This is a genomic window from Cupriavidus phytohabitans, assembly GCF_000426345.1.
Lineage (GTDB): Bacteria > Pseudomonadota > Gammaproteobacteria > Burkholderiales > Burkholderiaceae > Cupriavidus.
This window is the reverse complement of the sequence record NZ_AUFE01000016.1, coordinates 60,541-78,578: the sequence shown is the minus strand read 5'-3', so window position 1 is coordinate 78,578 and position 18,038 is coordinate 60,541. Positions and strand designations below refer to the sequence as shown.

At 65.3% G+C, this 18,038-nt stretch carries 18 protein-coding genes; 14 read left to right on the top strand and 4 right to left on the bottom strand.

Going from position 1 to position 18,038, the window contains the following annotated elements; genetic code table 11:
• Positions 1-807 precede the first annotated feature (807 nt).
• The 8 genes from fliL (at position 808) to nadC (ending at position 6,396) form a co-directional block, all read left to right on the top strand.
• On the top strand, positions 808-1,302 hold the full coding sequence (gene fliL / locus K309_RS0114455; RefSeq protein WP_029047093.1) for a flagellar basal body-associated protein FliL: 495 nt from the start codon (positions 808-810) through the stop codon (positions 1,300-1,302).
• Positions 1,303-1,471: 169 nt separating this feature from the next.
• Positions 1,472-2,491: a flagellar motor switch protein FliM gene (gene fliM / locus K309_RS0114450; RefSeq protein ID WP_029047092.1), complete on the top strand. Its 1,020-nt coding sequence runs from the start codon at positions 1,472-1,474 to the stop codon at positions 2,489-2,491.
• The gene (gene fliN, locus K309_RS0114445) at positions 2,484-2,930 is read left to right on the top strand and encodes a flagellar motor switch protein FliN (RefSeq protein WP_029047091.1); all 447 of its coding nucleotides are present in this window, start codon (positions 2,484-2,486) and stop codon (positions 2,928-2,930) included. Before fliM ends, fliN begins: the two co-directional genes overlap by 8 nt.
• Positions 2,931-2,932: 2 nt before the next feature.
• Positions 2,933-3,421, top strand: coding sequence for a flagellar biosynthetic protein FliO (gene fliO / locus K309_RS0114440; RefSeq protein WP_084402431.1), 489 nt, complete (start codon positions 2,933-2,935; stop codon positions 3,419-3,421).
• A complete protein-coding gene (gene fliP / locus K309_RS0114435; RefSeq protein ID WP_029047089.1) occupies positions 3,418-4,239 on the top strand; it encodes a flagellar type III secretion system pore protein FliP in 822 nt (273 codons plus the stop codon). The genes fliO and fliP overlap by 4 nt, the downstream gene beginning before the upstream one ends.
• A gap of 46 nt (positions 4,240-4,285) precedes the next feature.
• Positions 4,286-4,555: a flagellar biosynthesis protein FliQ gene (fliQ, locus tag K309_RS0114430; RefSeq protein ID WP_029047088.1), complete on the top strand. Its 270-nt coding sequence runs from the start codon at positions 4,286-4,288 to the stop codon at positions 4,553-4,555.
• A 43-nt stretch (positions 4,556-4,598) separates the two neighbouring features.
• The gene (gene fliR / locus K309_RS0114425) at positions 4,599-5,384 is read left to right on the top strand and encodes a flagellar biosynthetic protein FliR (protein ID WP_029047087.1); all 786 of its coding nucleotides are present in this window, start codon (positions 4,599-4,601) and stop codon (positions 5,382-5,384) included.
• A gap of 178 nt (positions 5,385-5,562) precedes the next feature.
• Positions 5,563-6,396 carry a carboxylating nicotinate-nucleotide diphosphorylase gene (gene nadC / locus K309_RS0114420; RefSeq protein ID WP_029047086.1) on the top strand — a complete coding sequence of 278 codons (834 nt, stop codon included), beginning with the start codon at positions 5,563-5,565 and terminating at the stop codon, positions 6,394-6,396.
• A 111-nt stretch (positions 6,397-6,507) separates the two neighbouring features.
• On the opposite strand, the gene K309_RS0114415 is transcribed toward nadC, so the two are convergent.
• Complete coding sequence (locus K309_RS0114415) at positions 6,508-7,053, bottom strand: MarR family winged helix-turn-helix transcriptional regulator (RefSeq protein WP_029047085.1); 546 nt, start codon at positions 7,051-7,053, stop codon at positions 6,508-6,510.
• Positions 7,054-7,405: 352 nt separating this feature from the next.
• On the opposite strand from K309_RS0114415, the gene phnN reads away from it, so the two are divergent.
• Entirely contained in the window at positions 7,406-9,211 is a 1,806-nt protein-coding gene (gene phnN / locus K309_RS0114410; protein WP_029047084.1) for a phosphonate metabolism protein/1,5-bisphosphokinase (PRPP-forming) PhnN, read from the top strand.
• A gap of 43 nt (positions 9,212-9,254) precedes the next feature.
• The gene (locus tag K309_RS0114405; RefSeq protein ID WP_029047083.1) at positions 9,255-10,247 is read left to right on the top strand and encodes a tripartite tricarboxylate transporter substrate binding protein; all 993 of its coding nucleotides are present in this window, start codon (positions 9,255-9,257) and stop codon (positions 10,245-10,247) included.
• Between the two features lie 199 nt (positions 10,248-10,446).
• Here the strand turns inward: K309_RS0114405 and K309_RS0114400 are convergent, their stop codons facing one another.
• The 3 genes from K309_RS0114400 to K309_RS0114390 form a co-directional block, all read right to left on the bottom strand.
• Entirely contained in the window at positions 10,447-11,676 is a 1,230-nt protein-coding gene (locus K309_RS0114400) for an RtcB family protein (RefSeq protein ID WP_029047082.1), read from the bottom strand.
• A gap of 75 nt (positions 11,677-11,751) precedes the next feature.
• Positions 11,752-12,732 carry a threo-3-hydroxy-L-aspartate ammonia-lyase gene (locus K309_RS0114395; protein WP_029047081.1) on the bottom strand — a complete coding sequence of 327 codons (981 nt, stop codon included), beginning with the start codon at positions 12,730-12,732 and terminating at the stop codon, positions 11,752-11,754.
• 100 nt (positions 12,733-12,832) lie between these two features.
• On the bottom strand, positions 12,833-13,843 hold the full coding sequence (locus K309_RS0114390) for an AraC family transcriptional regulator (RefSeq protein WP_232232385.1): 1,011 nt from the start codon (positions 13,841-13,843) through the stop codon (positions 12,833-12,835).
• A gap of 265 nt (positions 13,844-14,108) precedes the next feature.
• Here K309_RS0114390 and K309_RS0114385 point away from each other — a divergent pair, with 265 nt between their 5' ends.
• The 4 genes from K309_RS0114385 (at position 14,109) to K309_RS0114370 (ending at position 17,573) form a co-directional block, all read left to right on the top strand.
• On the top strand, positions 14,109-14,453 hold the full coding sequence (locus K309_RS0114385; protein ID WP_029047079.1) for a hypothetical protein: 345 nt from the start codon (positions 14,109-14,111) through the stop codon (positions 14,451-14,453).
• Positions 14,443-15,102 carry a Dabb family protein gene (locus K309_RS0114380; RefSeq protein WP_029047078.1) on the top strand — a complete coding sequence of 220 codons (660 nt, stop codon included), beginning with the start codon at positions 14,443-14,445 and terminating at the stop codon, positions 15,100-15,102. Before K309_RS0114385 ends, K309_RS0114380 begins: the two co-directional genes overlap by 11 nt.
• A 29-nt stretch (positions 15,103-15,131) precedes the next feature.
• A complete protein-coding gene (locus tag K309_RS0114375) occupies positions 15,132-16,118 on the top strand; it encodes an NADP-dependent oxidoreductase (RefSeq protein WP_029047077.1) in 987 nt (328 codons plus the stop codon).
• 75 nt (positions 16,119-16,193) lie between these two features.
• Positions 16,194-17,573, top strand: a complete 1,380-nt coding sequence (locus K309_RS0114370) for a DUF1329 domain-containing protein (protein ID WP_029047076.1) — start codon at positions 16,194-16,196, stop codon at positions 17,571-17,573.
• The last annotated feature ends 465 nt before the right edge of the window (positions 17,574-18,038 follow it).

Genomic DNA, 18,038 nt, shown 5'->3' with positions numbered 1-18,038 from the left:
CGCGTGGTCCCGGTTCGACCCTGCTACGCCAGGTGAGTGAGTGTGGGTGCCTGGCGAATTCCCACTTTTGAACGATCCCCAGGACGGACGTAGGCCGCCTGCTGCCGGCGCTCTCGCATCATCGCCTTCGGCTGCGCTGCGCGCGGCTCAGTATCGCGGGGGAGGCGGCTGGGGCAGGACTGCGTCGCTGCGCTCGCACGGCGTTATCGCTGGAGAGATTCCCTGAAAACCGCAGGCAGGACCGATATCGGCAGCTCTGCCACATTTGGGCCCGCGCACAGCGCAGCCGAAGGCGTCCCACCGATATCGCTATCAGCAGGCGGCCTACGCCCGGCATGGGGATCGTTCAATAGCCGGGTAACGCCAGGCACTGGTCCTGAATCACATAGCGTTAGCAGGTTCGAACGGGCACCCACGCCAAAACGGAAATCACCACCGCCCATACCACCAACACCGCTTAATTGATCAGGCCAGCCGCCCAGGCGACGCGCTTTTGCCTACTTTTGCCGCTCGGGCAAAAGTAGGTCGCCCCTTTAGGGGCGAAACCGGGGCATATCAACATCTACCGGATGCACAGCCGCAGCGAAGAGAGCTGCCCCATAGCCCCCTCCCCCCCCAAACCTCAAGTTCCCCCACCAACAATCGTTAACCCCCCTGCAGGCGCGCACCACAAAGCGCCCGCTAGCGTAGCCATGCCTGCCCCCTTTCCGCTCAAACGGCCAAGCTGAAAGGGTTTCCCCCTTTTTTTCGGCCCTTTGCTGGCCTGCGATTCCGGAAGAATGGCAGGCATTCCGACACAGGCTTCTCATGGCGAACACGGCTTCCCCTTCCCGGACTGGCAGCAACACAGGCAAGCGCGGTCGGCTGCTGCTGATCGGCGGCGGCGTGCTTGTCCTGTCACTGGGTGCCGGAGGCTTCGTGCTGGGCAGCGTGCTGAGCAACCGCCAGCCGGCGGCGCCCGCCGCGCCGGCCGCCCCGGTCATTCCGCCGCCGATCTTCGTGCCGCTGGATGCGTTCACCGTCAACCTGAAGAGCGAGGACGGCGACCGTTTCCTGCATACCGGCCTGTCGCTGAAAGTGGCGGATGCCGAGACGCAGGCGCGCCTGGCGCAGTACCTGCCCGAGGCTCGCAGCCGCATCCTGCTGCTGCTGTCGGCACGCCAGCCCGCGGACCTGGCCACGGTCGAAGGCAAGCGCAAGCTGGCCGATGACATCCGCACCACCATCGCCCAGCCTTTCGCCACCGGCCTGCCGGCCCAGCGCGTGCTGGATGTGTTGTTCACCTCTTTCGTGGTGCAGTAAGCGCCCGCTTGCGCCCCTGCCCCGCCCGCCAACCGATATGAAACCGTCCGCCGCCACAAAGCTCCGCTCTGCCCCCGCATGCCGCCGGGCATGGTGATGCGCGCCTGGCCATGCCGCAACGGTTTCATCCATAACGCCGCATAAAGCCGCACAAGGGGCAGGACACCAGATGGCCTACGACAAGTTCCTCTCGCAAGACGAGGTCGACGAGCTGCTCAAGGGCGTATCCGGCGAGGCCGATACGCCCAAGGCGAGCGAACCGGCGCTGGACGACAGCGGGGTCCGCCCGTACAACCTGGCGACGCAGGAACGCATCATCCGCGGCCGCCTGCACACGCTGGAGATCATCAACGAGCGCTTCGCGCGTTCGCTGCGCTCGGCGCTGTTCAATTTCATCCGCCGCGGCGCGGATATTTCGGTCGGCAGCATCAGGATCGAGAAGTTCGGCGATTTCGCCCGCAACCTGCCGATGCCGACCAACCTGAACCTGGTCCACCTGAAGCCGCTGCGCGGCACGGCGCTGTTCGTCTACGACCCGAACCTGGTGTTCCTGGTGGTGGACAACCTGTTCGGCGGCGACGGCCGCTTCCACACGCGCGTGGAAGGCCGCGACTTCACCCAGACCGAGCAGCGCATCATCCAGCGCATGCTGGAGCTGACGCTGGCCAGCTATGGCAGCGCCTGGCGCACCGTGCATCCGATCGAGACCGAGTACATCCGCTCGGAGATGCACACCAAGTTTGCCAATGTCGCCACGCAGAACGAAGCCGTGGTGACCACCGCCTTCCATATCGAACTGGGCGCCGTCGGCGGGCAGCTCCACGTGTGCCTGCCGTACGCGATGATCGAGCCGCTCAAGGACCTGCTGATGAATCCGCTGCAGGACGAGAAGGAAGTCGACAAGGGCTGGGTCAACCAGCTGTCAAGGCAGCTGCGCGCGGCCGAAGTGGAACTGGTCGCCGAGTTCGCGCACCTGCAGAGCACGGTGGCCGAAGTGCTGGCGCTGCGCGCCGGCGACGTGCTGCCGATCGAGCTGCCGGAGAAGATCTTCGGCAAGGTGGACGGCGTGCCCGTGATGCAGTGCGGTTTCGGCACCATGAATGGCCAGTACGCGCTGCGGGTAGAACGAATGATCAATCACCAGGACGGCGATTCCCACCTGGATACCGAGGACACCGATTATGAGTGACGGCTTCGAGGACAAGCCGGTCGATCCGATGGACGACTGGGCCAGCGCACTGGCGGAGCAGACCAGCGCTACAGCTGCCGAGGTGCCCACTGCGGCCCCTTCGGCCTCCTCCGCGGCCACGCCGGCCGCCGCCACCGTCTTCCAGCCGCTGGCCAAGGAAGCGACCAGCGGCTTCCACAACGATATCGAGATGATCCTCGATATCCCGGTGCAGCTGACGGTGGAGCTCGGCCGCACCAAGGTGCCCATCAAGAACCTGCTGCAGCTGGCGCAGGGTTCGGTGGTCGAACTGGACGGGCTGGCAGGCGAGCCGATGGACGTGCTGGTCAACGGCTACCTGATCGCGCAGGGCGAGGTGGTGGTGGTGAACGACAAGTTCGGCATCCGCCTGACGGACATCATTACGCCGTCCGAACGCATCCGCAAGCTGAACAAATGATCATGCGGAAGTACCCCGCACGCGGTGCTGGCCGCCCCTGGGCCACCGGCGCCAGCCTTGCCACGCTGACCCCGGCGCTCGCACTGGCCGCCGGCGACAAGCCGGCACCGGCCATCAGCGGCGCGGGCAGCCTGGCGCAGGCCGGGCTGGGTCTGTTTGCCGTGATCGCGCTGATCCTCGGCATGGCCTGGCTGGCCCGGCGTGCCGGGCTGGTGCGCCATGCCACCGGCGGCGTGATGAAGGTGGTCGGCAGCACCATGCTGGGCGCGCGCCAGCGGCTGGTGCTGGTGGAAGTCGGCGACACCTGGCTGGTGCTGGGCGTCAGCCCCGGCGAAATCCGCCCGCTGCACAGCATGCCGGCGAACGCCACTGGCAGTACCTCCACCGACCCGCTGACCCCGGCACGCGCCACCGGCATGCCGCAACCGCCGACCGGCGGCACCTTCGCCGAGAAGCTGCTGCGTTCGCTGCAATCCCAGTTCAAGTCATGAATTCCCTGCGTGCCGCATGGCGGCGCCGCTTGCGGCCCGCGCGCCCCCCCGTGGCCGCGCGCCATTGCCCATTGTCGATTGCCTTGGTCCTGACGCTTTTCGCCGCCGTACTGGCATTGGCGCCCGCGTCTGCCTGGGCGCAGCAACTGCCCGGCGTGGTCAGCAAGCCCGCTCCGGGCGGCGGCCAGATCTGGTCGCTGCCGATCCAGACGCTGGTGCTGCTGACCTCGCTGTCGTTCCTGCCGGCGGCGATGCTGATGATGACCGGCTTCACCCGCATCATCATCGTGCTGGGGCTGCTGCGCAACGCGCTGGGCACGGCCACCTCGCCGCCCAACCAGGTGCTGGTGGGCCTGTCGCTGTTCCTGACCTTCTTCGTGATGGCGCCGGTGTTCGACCGCGTCTACAACGACGCCTACAAGCCGCTGTCGGAAAACAGGATCAGCCTGGAAACCGCTGCCGCCAGGGCTGCCGAACCGCTCAAGGCCTTCATGCTGCGCCAGACCCGCGAAAAGGACCTGGCGATGTTCGCGCAGATGGCCAAGGCACCGGAGATGCAGGGCCCGGAAGAGGTGCCGCTGAGCATCCTCGTGCCCGCCTTCGTCACCAGCGAGCTCAAGACCGCGTTCCAGATCGGCTTCACCATCTTTATCCCGTTCCTGATCATCGACCTTGTGGTCGCCAGCGTGCTGATGGCAATGGGCATGATGATGGTGCCGCCGGCCACCATCTCGCTGCCGTTCAAGCTGATGCTGTTCGTGCTGGTGGATGGCTGGCAGCTGCTGCTGGGATCGCTGGCGCAGAGCTTCATGAACTGAGGCCAGTTGCCTCGCCCTTCGCATTCCTATCCGCAGGATCCGAGCCATGACCCCGGAAACCGTAATGACCATCGCCACCCAGGCGATGAAGATGACCCTGCTGCTGGCCGCGCCGCTGCTGCTGGTGGCGCTCGCGGCCGGCCTGGTGGTGAGCCTGTTCCAGGCCGCGACGCAGATCAACGAGATGACGCTGACCTTCATCCCCAAGCTGATCGCGCTGTTTGCCACCATGGTGCTGGCCGGCCCATGGATGATCAACACCATGGTCGACTATATGCGCGAGGTGTTCCAGAGCATTCCCGCGCTGGCGCACTGACGCTCTCCCCTCCTTTCCGCTTTCCGCCTGCCGGCAGACTGCCGTGGTCGAATTCACTTCAGCCCAGCTCTACGGCTGGCTCGCGGCATTCCTGTGGCCGTTCTTCCGCATCCTGGCGCTGATCGGCACCGCGCCGCTGTTCGGTGAATCGACCATCCCGCGGCGCGCCAAGATCGCGCTGTCGGCGATGATCGCGATGGTGGTGTCGCCCACCATCGCGCAGCTGCCGGCGGCGCCGGTGTACTCCTTCGACGGGCTGCTGATCATCCTCAACGAGGTCGGCATCGGCCTGGCCACCGGCTTTGTCATGCGGCTGGTCTTCGCCACCGTGCAGCAGGCAGGCGAAATCATCGGCCTGCAGATGGGCCTGTCGTTCGCCTCCTTCTTCGACCGTGCGGCTGGTGGCCAGACCATGGTGCTGTCGCGTTTCCTCAATATCATCGCGGTGCTGCTGTTCCTGGCGCTGGACGGCCACCTGATGATGCTGGGCGCGCTGGTCGACAGCTTCAACGGATTGCCGATCGGAGGAACGCCGTTGTCGGCGGGTGGTGCCATGGCGGTGGCGCGCGCCGGCGGCATGGTGTTCGCATCGGGGCTGCTGCTGGCACTGCCGATGATCGCCGCGCTGCTGACGCTGAACCTGGCCATGGGCATCCTGAACCGCGCCTCGCCGCAGCTGTCGATCTTCGCGGTGGGCTTCCCGGTGACGCTGTCGGGGGGTTTCCTGGTGCTGATGCTGGTGATGCCGCAGATGGGCACCTACATGCAACACATGATCGAGGCCGGGCTGGAGTCGATCGAAACGGTGCTGGGGCAGTTCGGGCGCTAGCGCGCCCCGACGGCGCGCCGCAGCGCCGAGCAGGCCTTGGTTCCTGCCAGCACGTTGCTGGCATTATCTTAGATGTCGAATATTTCTTGACACGAAGCGGCGAGGCGCTAGTATTACGCTATGAACTTCGATCTCTAAGATTATTGAGGTACCGCAACCACCGCTCAGGAGCCCTTACATGTACGACCTCTTTGCCACCGACAAGCTGATCGACCTCTGGCTGACCGAAGACATCGGCATCTGCGACTTGACTGTCCACACCATGATCGAGCCGGGCGAGACCGGTACCTTCTGCATGAACGCCCGCGAGCCGATGATCATTGCCGGCATCGACGTGGCGGCCCGCATCTTCGCGCGCTACGACCCCACGCTGACAGTCGATGTGCGCGTCGCGGACGGTGACAAGGTCGGCAAAGGCGCGGTGCTGCTGAACGTGAGCGGCAATGCACGCAGCGTGCTGACCGCCGAGCGCACCGCGCTGAACATCATGCAGCGGTTGTGCGGCATCGCCAACCACACGGCCACCTATGCCCAGGCCATTGCGCATACCAAGGCGCGCCTGATCGACAGCCGCAAGACCACGCCCGGGCTGCGCGCACTGGAAAAACATGCCGTGACCTGCGGAGGTGGCCTGAACCACCGGCTGAGCCTGGACAACGGCGTGATGATCAAGGACAACCACATCGCCGTGTGCGGCAGCATCGCAGCCGCGGTGGAACGCGTGCGCCGCAAGCTGCCGGTGCTGACCAAGCTGGAAGTGGAATGCGACCGGCTGGAGCAGGTACACGAGGCACTGGCAGCCGGTGTCGACGTGATCATGCTGGACAACATGTCGGTGCCTGACATGAAGGAAGCCGTACAGATCGTCAATGGCCGGACCAAGGTCGAGGCGTCGGGCGGCATCCGCCTGGAGACGATCCGGCCGGTGGCGGAAACGGGCGTGGACTACATCTCCACAAGCAAGATTACCCAGTCTGCCCCGGCGGTCGATATCGGGCTCGACGAAGCCTGACACCTGCCAGGCCAGTCTCTCTATAGCGATCCATAGCGATTCACGCCTTCTACCCGAGGCATTCACCCTCGCCGGTCTCGCCCGGCGAGGGCCTTTTCGTTTGCGCAGCCGCTACAGGTCGGAGAGCAACCGCCCCACCTCCTGCGTGGACGGAACCCGCCGGCCATGCTCGGCAGAGGCGACTTCGTCGGCGACCAGCCGCTTGGCGATCGTGATCAGCACGCGGCGCGTGGTCAGCACATCTGTTTCGCTCAGCCCTTCCACGCTGAGTTCGTTCACTTCGGTCGCCAGCGGCTCGAGCTTGCGGCGCAGCGCACGCCCGGTCTTGCTGAGGAACACATGCACCTTCTTCTTGTTGCCGGGAAGATGCGTGCGCTCGACATAGCCCAGCGCTTCCAGCGCCTTGACTGCCGCAAACGTGGTCGGCTCGGTCACGCCGGCCCGCTCGCTCAGCTCGCGCTGCGACAGGCCGTCATGGCGCCACAGGATGCGCAGGATGGTCCAGTGGCCGTATGACACCGAGTGTTCCGCCAGCCGCAGCTGCAGCGCGCGGATATAGGCGCGCGCGGCGTCCTTCACCAGGTGGGCAAGCCGCTCTTCATCGGCTTCATCCGGTGGCGTGATGTTGACCGGAGCATCCGGCTTCTTTGTGGCCATAATCGTGACGGAAAGTAAAACGTATGCCTGCAGCCCCAGGCGAGCAGTGCCGGCGACAACGCACATGATAGCGCCTCCGGCGTGCACACGGCGACGCCGCACGCCGGCGCCACCTCCTCCCATGTAGCGCTCACTCCATCAGTGCACGATGCGCGCAACCAATGCATGAAGCACCGCGAGCGCGCACGCCGCTTACCCGTGTTTTCCCCTACGAGAACGCGAATCCCGCGTACACACTGGTTTTGCGGGAACTGGCCCGTTGTTTGCATTACCTTAGACATCGAACTTATCTTGACACCCCCTTTGCCGGTGCTAGCATTGCCACATAACTTCGACATCTAAGGTATTTGTCATGGACACGACCGGCACATTCTTCTTTGTTGTAGGACCCAGCGGCGCGGGCAAGGATTCGCTGATGGACGGTGCGCGTGCAGCGCTTGATGACAGCTATGTATTTGCGCGACGCGTCATCACCCGACCCGATGGCTCCGTCGGCGAAGCGCACGAGGGTGTCTCGGAGATCGAGTTCGCACGGCGCCAGCGCGGCGGCGAGTTCCTGGTCACCTGGGATGCGCACGATCTGCGCTACGGATTGCCCCAGTCCCTGATGGCGGAGCTGGAACGCGGGCGCAACGTCGTCGCCAATGGCTCGCGTGCCGTCATCGCAGAACTCGCCGGACGATTGCCGCGCTTCGTGGTGGTCCTGGTGACGGCGCCGCATGATGTGCTGGCCCGGCGCATTGCCGCGCGCGGCCGTGAATCGGGCGACCAGGTTGCCCGGCGCGTGGCGCGGACCGGCGCAGAGGTGCCGCCGGATGTCCGATGCATCACGGTGTCGAATGACAGCACACTCGAGGTGGGCATGGCGCGCTTTGTGGAAGCGCTGCGGCATGGCACCCAGGCAACCGGCAACGGGTCTCCGGCAAGCCGCACCAACCTGATGGCGAAGCTGCGCGGCGAGCCGCTCGACGAAGCTGCCTACGTTGGCATACTGCAGGATGCCATTGCCGGACGGTACACCGAGGCAGAACTGACCGAGTTCCTGGTTGCCGCCACCCGCACGCTGACCGACGACGAAGTCGTGGCACTGGCACGTGCGCGTACGGCATTTACGCCCCGCATCGACTGGGACGAGCCGGTCGTCGTCGACAAGCACTCCATCGGGGGCGTGCCCGGCAGCCGCATCACGCTGATCGTGGTGCCGATTGTCGCGGCGTACGGGCTGGCTATGCCCAAGACATCGTCGCGTGCCATCACCTCCGCCGCCGGCACGGCCGACGCCATGGAGACCGTCGCGCGCGTCGACCTGGCGCACGAGGACGTGCGCCGCTGCGTGGGCCAGGCGCGTGCCTGCATCGCGTGGAACGGCCGCCTGAACCATTCCGTGGTCGACGATGTGATGAACGCGATCACGCGGCCGCTGCGCCTGGATTCCCGCCGCTGGTCCGTTGCATCGATCCTGTCAAAGAAATACACCGCCGGCGCCACCCACGTCATCGTCGACCTGCCTTATGGCCCGCAAACCAAGCTGGCGACCCGCACTGACGCCGAGACGCTGGGCGCCATGTTCGAGCACGTCGGCAAGGGACTCGGCCTGCACGTGCGCGCGCTGGTCACGGACGGCAGCCGCCCGATCGGCCGCGGCATCGGGCCCGCACTGGAAGTGCGCGACGTCCGGCTGGTGCTCGGCAACGACCCGCAGGCGCCAGCGGACCTGCGGGAGAAAGCACTGCGCTTTGCCGGAGAAATCATCGCATTCGATCCGCGCGTGGGTTCGCCCGACCAAGGCATGCGAATTGCAACCGCCCTGCTGAACGAAGGCAAGGCAAGGCAAGCATTCGATCGCATTGCCGCCGCGCAGGGCGTTCGCCCGGACCCCGTGGCGCCGGGAGCGCATACGCATGTGGTGTGCGCCGCCACGCAGGGCCGCGTGGGGGCCATCGAAGGACTGCAGATCTCCGGCGTCGCGCGCGCCGCCGGGGCTCCGCGCGACGCCGGTGCAGGGGTCGACCTGCTGTGCACGATCGGCGCAAAGGTGGCGCAAGGGCAACCACTTTACCGTATCCACGCAGGCTGCGATGCGGCACTTGAGGCGGCCGCGGCACTGACGCGCGTCGGCGGCGAGTACAGCGACGCGGTGCGTATAGATCCCGATTGACTGGCTTTTCCCCTTCCTTCACCCTAACCGACGAGGCAAATCAATGAGACCCCTATCCGTCGTCAGCAGCCTGGCATCGCTGCTCTTTGTCGCAGGCAGCCTGGCAACCATGCCAGCACGCGCCGAAGCGAACATAGCAAGTACCTTCCCGCAGAAGCCCATCCGCATGGTGGTGACGTTCCCGGCCGGAGGAGGGACCGATTCGCTGGCGCGGCTGATCGGAACCGACATCAGCAAATCATTGGGGCAGCCGGTGGTGGTCGACAACCGCCCCGGCGCCAGCGGCAATATCGGTGCCGAGTTCGTCGCCAAGAGCCCGGCCGACGGCTACACGCTGCTGATCGTCAACAGCAGCTTTGCCATCAACCCGAGTGTCTTCAAGAAGCTCCAGTTCAATCCAAAGTCCGATTTCAGCGCGGTAATCACCTTCGCTTCGGTGCCATCGGTGATCGCCGTGCCCTCGCATTCGAAGATCCGCAACTTCAGCGACCTGATGGCGGCTGGCAAGAGCGGCACCCCTCCCAGCTACGCGTCCTGCGGCAACGGCACGCCGCAACACCTGGCTGGCGAACTGCTGAAGGTCTCGGCGAAGATGGACATGCTCCATGTGCCGTACAAGGGTTGCGCCCCCGCCATCGCTGACGTGCTGGGGAACCAGGCCGATGTCAGCGTCAATACGCTTACCAACACCATCCCCTACCTGAAGAGCAACAAGCTGCGCGCGCTGGCCGTCACGTCAAAGGCGCGCTCGCCGTTCCTGCCGGACGTACCGACCGTGAGCGAGCTGGGCGTGGCCGGTTATGACGTCGACCAGTGGTTCGGCATCCTCGCGCCGGCAAACACGCCGCCCGAGATCGTGCAAAAGCTCAACGCGGAAATCGCCAGGGCCGTCGCCAAGCCCGAGATCAAGGCTTCGCTGACGCAGCTCGGCTTTGCCACGACCACCAGCACCCCCGCCGAATTCCAGAAGCTGGTGAACTCCGACATCGATCGCTGGCAGAAATTCGCGACAAAGATCAATCTGCTCGTCGACTGACCGCCCGGGGCACCGGCCGGGCTACAGCAGCCAGATCCCCTCACCTTCCCGCATTTCATCGTTGCCGCACGGGCGCAAGCCGACCCCGTGAGAGCGCGTTCGTCCCTATGCCCTCAATCTGCCGGGCAGGCATTGGCCGCGTGCGGCTGTCAGGAAAACCGGCCGCGATAGCGGCCGGCCCATCCAGGATCACCTGCACTTATCCCTTTACGCACACCACCTGCCGCAGCGTATGCACCACCTCGACCAGGTCCGACTGCGCCGCCATCACCGCATCGATGTCCTTGTACGCCATCGGGATCTCGTCGATCACCGCGGCGTCCTTGCGGCATTCCACCCCTTCGGTGGCGTGCTTCTGGTCGGCCACGGTGAAGCGGCGCTTGGCTTCGGTGCGGCTCATGGTGCGGCCCGCGCCGTGGCTGCATGAGCAGAACGATTCCGGATTGCCTTTGCCGCGCACGATGAAAGAGCGCGCGCCCATCGAGCCGGGGATGATGCCCAGCTCGCCAGCGCGCGCACTGACCGCGCCCTTTCGTGTCACCAGCACTTCCTTGCCGAAGTGATGTTCCTTCTGCACATAGTTGTGGTGGCAGTTGACCGCTTCCAGCCGTGCCTGGAACGGCTTGCGCAGCACGCGCTGCGCCGCGGCCAGCACCGCCTCCATCATCAGCTCGCGGTTGCGGCGCGCGAACGCCTGCGCCCACGACACCGCGAAGACATAGTCCTCATAGTGCTGCGAGCCTTCGACAAGGTAGGCCAGGTCGCGATCCGGCAGGTTGGCCAGGTGGCGCCGCATGTCCTGCTGGGCCAGCGTGATGAAGGTGGTGCCGATGGCATTGCCCACCCCGCGCGAGCCGGAGTGCAGCATGAACCAGACCGCTTGCGACTCGTCCAGGCAGACCTCGATAAAGTGGTTGCCGGTGCCGAGCGTGCCCAGGTGGTTGCGGTGGTTGGTGCGCGCCAGTTGCGGGTATTTTTCGGTAATGCGGTGGAAATCCGCTGCCATGCCCGCCCAGGCGGCGTCGACGTGCGTGGGCACAGACCCCCAGGCGCCCTCGTCGCGGCGCCCGCCCTGCGCGGTGCGGCCGTGCGGCACCGCGTGCTCGATCGCGCTGCGCAGCGGGCCGAGGTTGTCGGGCAGGTCCGAGGCGGTCAGCGAGGTCTTTACCGCCATCATGCCGCAGCCGATATCCACGCCTACCGCGGCCGGGATCACCGCGCCCACGGTGGGGATCACCGAGCCGATGGTCGAACCCTTGCCGAGGTGCACGTCCGGCATCACCGCCAGGTGGCGGTAGATAAACGGCATCTGCGCGGTATTGACCAGCTGCTGGCGCGCGGCATCTTCCACGGGGACGCCGCGGGTCCACATCTTTACCGGCTTGCCGGCGCCGGTCTCGATAACGTCATAGTGCTGCCTGGCCGTCATGGTCTGTCCTGCTCTGGCGTTGCGCTGCAGGTTAGACGGCCGGCTGCCGAAGGGATTCCGGAGAACGCCAGGCGGTCACTGCTCAGCCTGAGGGCCCTGCAGAAAGCCGGCGAAGCTGCCCAGGTCGACATTGCCGCCGGAGACGATGATGCCCACGCGCTTGCCCCGCACATCGAGCTTGCCGTGCAGCACGGCGGCGGCGGCCAGGCAGCCGGTGGGCTCGACCACGATCTTCATGCGGCCAGCGAAGAATTTCATCGTCTCGACCAGTTCGGCGTCCGAAACGGTCACAATATCGGTCACCCGTTCGCGGATCACGGCAAAGGTGTACTGGCCGAGGAAGGGAGTCTGGGCGCCGTCGGCAATAGTGCGCGGCGTGTCGATGCGGACGATCTCGCCGCTGCGCAGGCTGCGCTGGCCGTCGTTGCCGGCTTCGGGCTCGACGCCGTAGACCGCGCAGCCGGGCGACATGGCATGCGCCGCCACGGCACAGCCCGAGAGCAGCCCGCCGCCTCCCAGGCACACCGCCAGCACGTCCAGCGGGCCGGTTTCCTCCAGCAGCTCCTTGGCCGCGGTGCCCTGCCCGGCCATCACGTGCGGATGGTCGTACGGCGGAATCAGCGTCATGCCGCGCTCGGCGGCAATGCGCCGGCCCAGGGCCTCGCGGTCCTCGGTGTAGCGGTCGTACAGCACCACCTCGGCGCCATAGCCGCGCGTGGCCTCGATCTTGATCGCCGGCGCGTCCTGCGGCATCACGATCACCGCCTGCACGCCCAGCAGCCGGGCCGACAGCGCAATTGCCTGCGCGTGGTTGCCGGAGGAGAACGCCAGCACCCCGCCGGCCTTCTGCTGCGGCGTGAACTGGGCGATGGCGTTATAGGCGCCGCGGAACTTGAAGGCGCCGATGCGCTGGAAATTTTCGCACTTGAAGAACAGCTGCGCGCCGGTGGCCGCGTCCGCGGTCGAGGAAGTCAGCACGGGCGTGCGGTGGGCCGCGGCGCGGATACGCTCGTGGGCGGCGGCGATGTCTTCGAAGGAAATCGGCAGGTCGGGCATGGCGGTGACGGTGTCGGTGGCGGTGGCGGTGGAAAGGGACGTGGAACAGGCAAGTCTACCCGTCCCGGTCCCCCGCTGCATCTGCCGCCCGCGTTTTGCCTCACCCTCTGCTTTCCCGCCTGAACCGCGTCGGCGCATGCCCGGTCCAGCGCTGAAACGCCCGGCGAAACGCTTCCTCACTGGCAAAGCCAAGCTGCTCCGCGATCCTGCCGATCGACCAGTTGGTCGTACACAGGCATTGTTCGGCGTACTCCTGCAGGTTGTGCTCGCGCAGTAGCCGGTAACTGCTGCCGTCGGCAGCGAGGCGGCGGCGCAGCGTGGGTTCACTCACATCAAAGCGTTCGGCCAACTCAGCCAATGTTGGCAGCCGCGCCCCATGTACCAGCGCCGCATGCAGGATGCCGCGCACCTGCTGGCTCAGTGATACGACCTCGACTGGCGCCCCGATCAGCCGGTAAGGAAAATCTTCCAGAAAGGCATCGAGTTCCGCCGCCTGGCGCACAACCGGCCGGTCGAGCAATGCCTCATCGAATTCAAACCCGTAGGTCTGAGCGCCGGACGTCACAACGGCATGGAACAAGCCAAGGAAAGGCATGGCGTCCTCACGCCTGGGATGCGCCAGGTAGACGTGGGTCGGACGTACCGGCTGGCCAATCAGCCAGCCGAACAAGAGCATGTAGAAGAAGAGCCCTGTCAGGTCCACCAGACAAGCCGCAGAACTCTTTGCGCGCCGCAGTGAGTCCATGCGGAACACCGCCTGGCCTGCGCTTTGCCCCAGGCTGAGCGCCCCGGCGCGCGGATACAGCATCGCGCAGAAGTCCGCAGCGCAGCGGATCGCCTCCCTTAGCGTCCGGCTGCTCAACACACAACGGCACAGCAAGTCCACTTCCTGCTTGCGCATTGGAGGGTGGCCATTGCCTTTTGCGACCAGGGCTTCCAGCTGCTCGATCGCGGCGCGATAGAGCGCGGTGAACTGCGCGGGCGGCGCCTGCCCGGATGCGCCGGCGGCAGGAGGCACCTCGACGCCCTGCCGCTTCAGTTCGTCTAGCAGGCGCTGCACCATGCCATGCGGAACTGGTACGGGATTCCCGGGTATGTAGGAGGCATTCATGGGCGCTCGTCCTGATTGCTTCGGTAGCGGTTGTTGATCATCCGGGTAGGGATCCCGTGCGGCCGGGCCTCACATAATCATCCAGGCACTTCCGCCCACGCAAAAAGATGCGCGCGGCCCGGGCCATGGAGGTTGCCACGCCATGAACGCCTTGCCCATACGGGACAACCCACGGGACACCCATGACCGCGCATTCCGCCCGCAAATCTCCGGCGTCGATCTCGCAGCCTTGCTGCACCCTGCCTGATCCGCGCGAGACACAGCCATGATCCACATACTCGATGAAATCGTGCTCGCGCCCGAGCACCTGCCCACTGTGCTGACCCAGCTGGAAAGCCAATACCTGCCCGGCAGCGCCACCAGGGGCCTGGTGCTGCTGCAGCGCTGGGTTTCTCCGCCCGTGGCGATAGAAGATGCGCCCAATACGTTATGGCTGCTGTGGCAGGTGGCGGATGCGCCAGCCTACTACGCCATGCGCGCCAGCATCGATGCTCCGGCCCTCGCCTTCTGGTCAATCGTCAACACGCTGTGTGATACCCGCCGGCGCCATGTAATGGCCGATGCGGCATGTGGCCTGTCCCGGCACAAGGAGTATTGCGATGCGGCTTGAGACAGCCCAGATACGGATTCACACCAACCACTGCACCGGGAAGAGCACCCAGGAGCAGGCACTGCTTGCCAGGATCGAATCCCTGCCAGGCCTGCGCCAGGTTGCGATTGGCCGGAACCTGGCGGGAAGCTGGGGGGCCGGGGACTACACGCTCGACCTGCGATTCGACCCGGCGCCATCCGGCTCGACCGGTCACGACGACGGCCTGGCTGCCGCGCTGGAGGGCGTGGCACAAGTAGACCGCGTCGCCTATAGCCCGATCTCGGACGGACTGCGGGCACCTCAGCTGCGCCAGGGGATCTGGCGCACGCTGATGTTTCGAGTCCGGCCCGAAGCACCCGACTGCCAGGTCCGCAGCCTTGAGCAGGATCTGCTGCGCATGCCTGAGTACATGCCCGGCATCCTCAACTGGCGGCTCGCCCGCGTCGTGTCGCCCGGCACATGGACCCACGTCTGGCAGCAAGAGTTCGCCAGCGCTGAGGACCTCCTGGGCGAATACCTGATGCACCCCTTCCATTGGGGCCACGTCGACCGATGGTTCGATCCCGAGTTTCCCGAATGGACAGTCCAGGCGATATCCCATGCTTTCTGTCCACTTGCAACCAGCCTGATTGCCAACCACAACCGCAGAGAGGAATACGCGCCATGAACGGACACGGGAAACCGATGGAGAAGAACATGCGCGCTGTCGTCATCGACCGCACCGGCGGGCCGGATGTACTCAGGCTTGCGGACGTCCCGACGCCGGAACCCGCTGCCGGCGAAATCCTGATCCGCGTAGCCTGCGCGGGTGTGAACCCCGCGGACTGGAAATGCCGTGAAGGCTATCTGAGTCGCTTCATGCCATACCGCTTCCCGTTCGTGATCGGCTTCGATGCCAGTGGCGTCGTGGCAGCCGTGGGGGCTTGCGTCAAGGACTTCGTCCCGGGCCAGCGCGTGTTCGCGCAAACGGAGGTTGGCGCAGGCAAATGGGGTTCCTATGCCGAGTACGTTGCGGTCTCGCAGGATTGCGTGGTGCCGATACCAGACAACCTGGGATTTGCCGAAGCCGCCGCCGTCCCGACACCGGCGCTGGCGGCCTGGACGGGACTCTTCGACGAAGGCGGCCTCAAGCCGGGCCAGACGGTGCTGGTGCATGGTGGCGCCGGGGCGGTTGGCACGTTTGCTGTGCAACTGGCAACGGCAGCCGGCGCTTCCGTTGCCGCCACTTGCAGCACAGCACGCCAGGATGAACTGATGGCGCTCGGCTGCGACAGGGCCATTGACTACCGTTCCAGCGACATCGCTGGCTCCCTGGCGGCATGGGCGCCGGCTGGCGTCGACGTGGTCCTGGACTGCGTTGGCTGCGGCACCCTGCCGAACGGCATCGACCTGCTCAGGCCCGGCGGCATCCTTGTCGCCATCCTGACCCTAGTCAATGGCGACAACGGCCCGGATTCCGCCGAAGCCACGCGGCGGGGCATGCGCACCGCCGTGGCGTACAGCAAGATGCCCGGCGGCGCGCGGCTGCGCGAGATCGCTTCGCTGATCGCAAGCGAGCGCGTGCGACCGCCTCGCATCGCGTGCCTGCCGCTGGAACAGGCCGGACGCGCGCTCGACCTGGTCCAGTCGGGCAAGGCGCCAGGCAAGCTGGTGCTGCGCATCGCCGAGCTGAGCAATGCCTGATCGCAGGCGGTGCAACGCCAGCCTGTCAGCCCGATGGTGCACGACCATCACACCATGAAAACCGGAGGAGAGACAATGAAGACCAAGGCCTTGCTGTGCACGATAGCCGGTGCGGTGCTAGCCGCCTCACAGCTGAACATACCGTCCTTTGCCGCGATGACGCCTGACGAAGTCAGGCGCCTGGACGGCCCGCTCACGCCAATGGGCGCCGAACGTTCCGCCAACAAGGACGGCAGCATCCCCGCGTGGAGCGGAAGATGGCAGTCGGCGCCCGCGGGCCTGACTTTCCGGCCGGGCGACGCCTATCCTGATCCCTATGCGTCGGAACAACCGCTCGCAACGATCACGGCGCAGAACGTGGAGCAGTACCGTGCCCACCTGAGCGACGGCCAGCTCGCCATGTTCAAGCTGTACCCGACGACATTCAAGATGGCGATCTATCCCAGCCATCGCGACTTCCGCTACGGCGATGGCGTCTACAAGGCGATCCAGCACCACGCCCCCAGAACGCAGCTGACGACGGACGCGAACGGCCTCAAGGACTATCCGCCTACCGCGCCGTTTCCTGTCCCCAAGAGTGGGCTGGAGCTGATGTGGAATCTTCGCTTCTCTTCCGCCATTGCCGAAGAGTCAGCCGTCTACGACCAGGCAGTTGTGTATCGCGACGGCAAGATCGCATGGGGCAAGTGGAAATATGACATCTGGTCACCGGTCAACGGCACCGCGTTTGAGAAAGGCTCGCCGCTGGTCAACCGGACCTTCGCTCGCGTGGAAACCGAACTGCCCTTGCGCGAACGCGGCAATATCATTGTTTCCCACAACTTTTGGGATCGTGAAGGCTCGGATACGGCGAGAACCTGGCAATACAATCCCGGTACCCGTCGCGTGCGGCAGGCCCCCGAGTTCGGCTTCGACCAGCCGTTGGGGCCGGGAGGCTTCCGTACGGTGGACGACGATCGCCTGTTCAATGGCTCTGGCGAACGCTACGACTGGAAGATTGTCGGCAAGCGGGAAATCTATATCCCCTACCACAACTACAAGCTGGTCGATCCCGGCGTCAAGTACGCCGAGCTGCTGGGCCCGAACCATGCGGCCCCTGAACTGATCCGCTACGAACTGCACCGCGTCTGGGTACTCGAAGCCAGACTGAAGCAAGGCTTCCGGCATCAGTATGCGAAGCGTGTCCTGTACCTGGACGAAGACACCTGGATGGCAGTCCTTGCCGACAACTACGATGCCCGCGGCCAGCTATGGCGAACCAATATGCAATCGTCGCTTTACGCCTACGATGCGCGGCGCTACTACCCGGCGGTGGCGTTCTACCATGACCTCACTGCGGGCTCCTATCTGGCGGACCGGCTCACCAATGAAGGGAAGCCGGTACGCCTGAACAGCAGTCCGCAGTTTGGCGAAGCGTATTTTTCCCCGGATTCGATCCGGGGGTCGGGGCATTGACTGCCAGACTGCTATTGCTGACGCACCTGACTGAGCCGGCTCAAGAGGCCTGCATAGGTGCGTTAGCCGGTGATCGGCGGAAACACGTACCACGCGCCATTGCGGTGACGGAAGAAGGCAATGGACAGGCGCCGCGTGGTTTGGGTCGACTCCACACACACGACGCAACCCTTATGGTTCGCAAGGTGCCTGAAGCAGGCGACCCGGGCCGGGCTGGCGTTGGTAGGCGACAACCACTTTTCTACCAACGCGTGTAGCGAATTAGCTGTCCTGCGCATCGTGTCACTCCTTCCGAGGCACGCCTCACTGGTAACGCACGCTGCATTCGGCACGTCCTTGATTTCAAGGTTAGTTGCGCAACATCGCCAACGCCTTCAGTCAGGGACAACAATACGCATCAGGATGCACTGAATCGTCCGTAGGAAATGCCTGACAAGAGGCGCCAAAGCACCGATCCGGCACTTC